The sequence below is a fragment of the Kitasatospora sp. NPDC004799 genome (genome assembly GCF_040609095.1).
Lineage (GTDB): Bacteria > Actinomycetota > Actinomycetes > Streptomycetales > Streptomycetaceae > Kitasatospora.
The window spans coordinates 1-5,955 of the sequence record NZ_JBEXJK010000485.1 but is presented as its reverse complement, the minus strand read 5'-3'; the positions used below and the strand labels follow the sequence as shown (position 1 = coordinate 5,955).

The following is a 5,955-nucleotide window of genomic DNA, read 5'->3' as shown; positions in this document are numbered from 1 at the left end:
CAGCAGCTCCAGCGCCTGGTACTCGGTGAGCACCTGACCCTCGGTGAGCGTCACCCGGGACTCGTCCTTGTTGCCGGACTCCTGCGCGGCCTGCTTGTCGACGGTGATCTTCGGGCCGCTCTCCCCCTTCTTCAGCGGGAACTTCTGGAGGATCAGGTAGGCGTTCATCACCTTGGTGACGCTGGCGATCGAGGCCGGCGTCTCCTGGCCCGAGCTGCCGAGGCTGCCGACGCCGACCACCTCGGCGGCGGACTGGCCCTTGGCCGGCCAGGCGAGGTCGAGCGCGTCGCCGGAGAAGCTGAAGCTGCCCGCGGCGGTCATCTTCAGCTTGGGGTCCGGCAGCGGGCGCAGCAGTTGGGCCACCGCGAGCGCGCCGAGCACCACGGCGAGGAAGACCGTCCAGATGGTCACCCGCTTGAGGGCGCGCCGCAGCGGCGAGACCGGGCGGGCGTTGAGGGAGGCCAGGACCTCCATCGCCTCGGCGGTGTTCTCCGGCGACGGCAGCGGCTCCGGTGCGGGCAGCGGCTCGGGCTTGGGCAGCGGCGGGACCGGCGGCACCGGCCGCGGGTCGGGCTCCGGCAGCGGCTTCGGGGCCGGTACGGGGGCGGGCGCGGGGGTCGGCTTCGGCAGCGGCGCCGGACCGGGGGTCGGCTCGGGCTCGGGGACGGGCCTGGGCGCCGGACGCGGCTCGGGCTTCGGCTCCGGCACGGTGCCGGCCGGGAGGGCGCCGCCGGACGCGGGGGCGGCGGAGGCGCGCAGCGGGGCGGGCTTCTCCAGCTTCTCGGCCTGGCCCGCCTCGCCGGACTTGCCCGACCGGCCCGACTGACCCGACTGCTGACCAGGCTGCCCGGTCTTGGTCAGCAGCGCGATGGTCACGGAGCCGTCGGCGGGAGCGTCCTCGGTGTCGGTGTCCGCGACGCCCTCGGTGTCCCCGGCGTCCGCCGAACCCTCCGCCGAGTCCTCCTCGGCGTCGTCCTCGACCTCGGCGTCGGCCTCGGCGTCATCGGCTCCGGCGGCCCCGGCGGTCTCGTCGACCGCTTCGCCGGTCGCCTTCCCCACCGGTGCGGCCGGCGCGGCCTCGGGCTCGGAGCCCTCGGAGCGGGTCTCCCCGGACGGCTCCGCCGCCTCGTCCCCGCTCTTCTCGCCGGCCTTCTCCGCGGCCTTCTCCCCGACCTCTCCCCCGGCCTTCTCCGCCACCGCGGCACCCGTCCGCATGCCGAGACGCGGGTCGGCGGCGACCGGACGCCCGGTGGCCTCGGCCACCTCGTCCGCCTCCGGTGAGGACGCCTCCTCGGAGCCCCCACCTTCGGAACTCCCCTTGCCGGCCGCCTTCAGCAGCTCCTCGGGCAGCCGCAGCGCGGTGGTCCTGTTGTCCACCGGCAGCCGCAGCGTCGTCGTCCTGCTGTCCACATCCCGGACGCGGAGCTGCACGGTCGAGCCGCCCTTGGGCGCAGTCCCCGGAGCGTCGCCGGACGCCTCGGCGGACGACTCCGCAGCCGTCTCCGCGGCGTCCTCGCCGGAGGTCTCGGCGGGGCCGTCCGAGGAGGTGTCGGAGGAGGTCTCGGCGGTCGCCTCGGCAGTGGCCGCGGCTGACGCACCGTCGGTCGCCGGGCCGGAGCCGCCCTCGGCCGGCTCGGCGGTGCCGGCCGCCGTACCGGTCCGTTCGCGCTCGCGGTCCCGCTGCCGCTCGTCGCCGTCCCTCAGCACCCTGTCGGGGGACTCGCCCACGTATCCCAGCCTCCTCAACGCCCGGCGGGGCACCGGCGAACCCGATTTCGGGAAGCCGACGCCCCGCTCCGTGTACCTGTACAGTCTCCGCCACCGGCGACCGTTCCGGCCGCGCACACCCCGCCCGACCGGCGCTTATTGTCCACGCCCGGTCGCACCGCGGTCTGTTCACCGGTCAGACGCACCGCCCGCCGCCGCCGGTTCCGTGCCTTCACCGCAAGGTCACGATTCGGAGGCGTACTCGACAAGCCCGTGTGAGAGGCGTCACCCTGTCTCTCATCCACGCGGGGAGGCTTGGATGGGCAAGAGCCGCAGAACTGTTCCCGAGGAACTCTTGCTGCTCGCTTTGGACCCGACCACGGGTACCACGGCGCAGCCGCAGACCCTCGACCTCGGACTCGCCGGGGCGCAGCTCGTCGAGCTGTCCCTGGCCGGACGGATCGTACCGGAGGGAGACCGGATCGCCGTCGTGCTCGCACGGCCGACCGGCGACCCGACCCTTGACCACGCACTGGAACTGCTGCGCCGACGCGGCAGTCCGGTCCGCGCGGCGCACTGGATCGGCGGGCCCCGGCTGGGGCTGCGGCAGACCTATCTCGCGCACCTGGAGCGCTGCGGCATGGTCACGGCCGTGCCGGGCCAGGTGTGCGGGGTGCTGCCGACGACCCGCTACCAGGCGTCCGACGACTGCACCAACGCCGCGATCAAGCAACGGCTGGACACCGCGATCCGCACCGGTGTTCCGCCGGACCCGCGGACGGCCGCGCTCGCGGCGCTCGCCCACTCGGTCGGGCTGGGCAAGCACCTGTACCCGGGCAACGAGGGCCGTTCCTCGCGGTCGCGGCTGCGCGACCTGATCCGGTACGACCCGCTGGGCGGGATGGTCGCGCACGCCGTGATGGACGTGCAGAACGGCCTGCCGGCACAGCAGAACCGTTCTTCCCAGGGTTCCGGGGCCGCTGCCGGCCGTCCCGGCGCCCGTACGGCGGGCCGGGGTTCGGGCGGGCGGGTCCCCGCCTCCCGGGTCGGCGTCCGCTGACGGAGAGGACCGGGGAGACCGGGAGGACCGGGGAAGCCGGGAGCCCCGGGAGGACCGGGAAGGCCGCCGGGCCCGGGAGAGCCGCCCCGGGAGGCGGCGACACGGGGAGGACCGCGCCGGCCGGAGCGGTCCGTACGGCCCGGCGGGCAGCCACCACGGCGCCCGACACCACCGGCCGCGCACCCGACGGCGCGCACCGCCCCACTCGCACCGCCCGAGGGCGCTGAGCGACCCGACGCACCACCGGTGGCACCGGCGCCAGGAGCACGACGAGCACCGCCGCCCCGGACGCACCACCGCGGCACCACCAGCACCGAGGGGCGGTCGCCCCGCGACGCGAGTCGCCCGGCGACCGCCCCTTCGCCGTCCCCGGACGCCCGGCTACCGCCCGCCCCGGCACGTGTCAGGGGCAGGTGCGGGCCGGTCCGGGGGCGGCCTCCGCAACACCTGTCCGAGCAACCGAGCCGCATTACCACCTGGGGGCTTTCGCTGTCTCGCGGAAGTGCTTTTCCGATGATCTGTTCTACCGCGCTGCGGGGATTCCCCGGCGCCGACCTGGCCCAAGGTGACATGCTGCTCCGAGTCAGGGGGGTTGGTCCCAATGTCCGAAGTGTTCCGAGGACTGCCGTTCCAACGAGCACCAGAGGTCCGGCCGGAGGTCGAAGTGTCCGCCAACGTCAATCCCACCGTTCGACGCCGACGCCTCGGATCGGAGCTGCGCAAGCTCCGCGAGGGCCTGGGCATGACGGCGGAGGAGGTGGCCGGCCGGCTGATGGTCTCCCAGTCGAAGATCAGCCGGCTGGAGAACGGCCGCCGCAGCATCAGCCAGCGCGACGTGCGCGACCTCTGCGACGTCTACAAGGTGCCGGACGACGACCTGCGCGCCAGCCTGATGGAGATGGCCAAGGAGTCCCGCCAGCGCGGCTGGTGGCACGACTTCAACGACATGCCGACCCCGTACAGCGTCTACATCGGGCTGGAGGCCGAGGCCTCCTCGATCCGCGCGTACGAGTCCTCCTTCGTCCCCGGCCTGCTGCAGACCGAGCACTACGCCCAGGCCGTGGTCGAGGGCACCCAGCCGGACACCGACGCCGTCGCCGTGCAGCGCCGGGTGCAGGTCCGGATGAAGCGCCAGGAGCGCATCCACGGCGAGAACCAGCTCGGCAGCCTGTGGACCGTCATAGACGAGGCGGTGCTGCGCCGGGAGGTCGGCAGCAAGGCCGTGATGGCCCGGCAGCTGCGGCAGATGCTGGAGCTCAGCCAGCGCCCGAACATCACCATCCAGGTGATCCCGTTCTCGCACGGCGCCCACCCCGGTATGACCGGGACATTCTCACTGCTGGAGTTCCCCGAGTCAGCCGATTCCACGGTTGTCTACTTCGAAGGTGTGACGAGCGATCTCTACCTGGAGAAGGAGGCGGACGTGCGCCGCTATACCGGTCTGTACGACTACCTGAGGGCGGCCGCGCTCGGTGTCGCGGAGAGCCGGTCGCTGATAGCGAACATCGAGAAGGAATTCCACGAATGATCATCCCGTCCGAGTACGGAACCGGTTGGCGCAAGAGCAGTCACAGCGGCGGCCAGGGCGCCTGTGTGGAGATAGCCGTCCCAGGTGCTGGGGAGGTGGCCGTGCGGGACTCCAAGGACCCGCGCGGCCCCCAGCTGCGCTTCTCGACCGAAGCCTGGAACGCCTTCGCCTCGTCCGCCGCGCGCGGTGCCTTCGGCGACCTGCCGAGCTGACGCGCCCGATCGGCTCCGTACCCGGACCAGTTGCCCGTAGCGGTGTCCGTCGCCCCCTCGGCGGCGGCCGGCGCTACGGGCAACTCCCTTTTCGGGCCCCGGTTCAGCTCACCACCGGGTAGCGGGCGGCCCAGTTGGCGCCCTCCGGGGTCCGCCGGTCGTGCAGTTCGGCGCCGTGCACCAGCTCCAGCACGAAGTCGTCGGCGAGTTCCAGGATCGCCCCGCGCCCTTCCAGCCCGGCCAGCAGGCCCGGCGGCAGCGCGGTGTCCCCGTGCAGCACCCCGAGCAGGTTGCCGCAGATCGCACCGGTGGAGTCGCTGTCCCCGGAGTGGTTGACGGCGAGCAGCAGGCCCGAGCGCACGTCGTGCGCGACCAGCGCGCAGTAGACCCCGATCGCCAGCGCCTCCTCGGCCACCCAGCCCTCCCCCAGCGCCTCGACCCGCTCCGCGGAGGGCTCGCCGGCCCGCACCGCGTCCAGGGCGGCCCGCAGCGCGGCGGTGGTCTCCTCGTGCGCCGGCCGCTCGGAGAGCAGGGCGAGCGCGAGGTGGACGCCCTCCTCCAGGGTGCCGCCGCGGGCGATGGACTGGACGATCACCGCGAGCGCGCCCGCCGCGAGGTAGCCGGTGGGGTGGCCGTGGGTGAGCACCGAGCACTCCACCGCGAGCTGGAACACCAGGCCCGGCTCCCAGGTGGTGAGCAGGCCGAAGGGCGCCGCCCGCACCACCGTGCCGCAGGCCTTGGAGTGCGGGTTCTTGGGCGCCTCCAGGGTGCCGAGCCGCTCGGCGTCGGCCCCGCCGAGGCCGGACAGGCAGCCCTGGCCGGGGGCGCGCTGGGCGTACAGCCACTCCTCGCGGCCGAGCCAGCCGAGGTCCGGACGGCGCTCGTCCGGGCCCCAGTCGCGCTGGGTGGCGGCCCACCGCAGGTAGGCCAGGTGCAGGTCGGTGGGCGGGTGCCAGCTGCCGGTGTCCCGGCGGATGTGGGCGCGGATCAGCCCGTCGACGGTGAAGAGGCTGAGCTGGGTGTCGTCGGTGACGGCGCCGGTGCGCCCGTACGCGGGGACGTAGCCGGTGACGCCCTGCGGGCCGTGCTGGGCCCGGATCTTCTCCAGCGACTCGAACTCGACGCCGGCACCGAGCGCGTCGCCGATGGCACCGCCGAGCAGACAGCCCCGCACCCGGCTGCGGTAGTCCTGCTGCTGGGCGCGTGACCACAGTGGCATCACGACGGGGCGCCTTTCCTCGGGTGTGGGGGGCCGCGCGACGCTCGGCCGGGCGCGCGCCCTCGCACTGTATTCGAAGAGCCGATCGAACCGGCCCCGTCCCCCGGAGTCGGGCACCCCGTCCCGGCCGCGGTTCCGGCCACCTGCGGGAGAACCAGCCGGTGGCCGAGGTGCGCATGCCCAGCGGCGACCACGCGTACCTAGTCACCCGTTACGACGACGTGCGCAC

Annotated in this window: 4 protein-coding genes and 1 pseudogene; 3 read left to right on the top strand and 2 right to left on the bottom strand. The window is 74.0% G+C overall.

Going from position 1 to position 5,955, the window contains the following annotated elements; translation table 11 throughout:
* Positions 1–1,728, bottom strand: a pseudogene (locus ABZW03_RS36095) (hypothetical protein); the annotation flags it as partial.
* 298 nt (positions 1,729–2,026) lie between these two features.
* Between ABZW03_RS36095 and ABZW03_RS36090 the strand changes: the two are divergent.
* The 3 genes from ABZW03_RS36090 to ABZW03_RS36080 all read left to right on the top strand — a co-directional run bounded on the left by ABZW03_RS36090 (position 2,027) and on the right by ABZW03_RS36080 (position 4,507).
* Positions 2,027–2,767, top strand: a complete 741-nt coding sequence (locus ABZW03_RS36090) for a GPP34 family phosphoprotein (RefSeq protein ID WP_355268249.1) — start codon at positions 2,027–2,029, stop codon at positions 2,765–2,767.
* A gap of 664 nt (positions 2,768–3,431) precedes the next feature.
* On the top strand, positions 3,432–4,295 hold the full coding sequence (locus tag ABZW03_RS36085; RefSeq protein ID WP_355268246.1) for a helix-turn-helix transcriptional regulator: 864 nt from the start codon (positions 3,432–3,434) through the stop codon (positions 4,293–4,295).
* Positions 4,292–4,507, top strand: coding sequence for a DUF397 domain-containing protein (locus ABZW03_RS36080; protein ID WP_355268243.1), 216 nt, complete (start codon positions 4,292–4,294; stop codon positions 4,505–4,507). The genes ABZW03_RS36085 and ABZW03_RS36080 overlap by 4 nt, the downstream gene beginning before the upstream one ends.
* Positions 4,508–4,610: 103 nt before the next feature.
* On the opposite strand, the gene ABZW03_RS36075 is transcribed toward ABZW03_RS36080, so the two are convergent.
* On the bottom strand, positions 4,611–5,726 hold the full coding sequence (locus tag ABZW03_RS36075) for an ADP-ribosylglycohydrolase family protein (protein WP_355268240.1): 1,116 nt from the start codon (positions 5,724–5,726) through the stop codon (positions 4,611–4,613).
* Between the last annotated feature and the right edge of the window lie 229 nt (positions 5,727–5,955).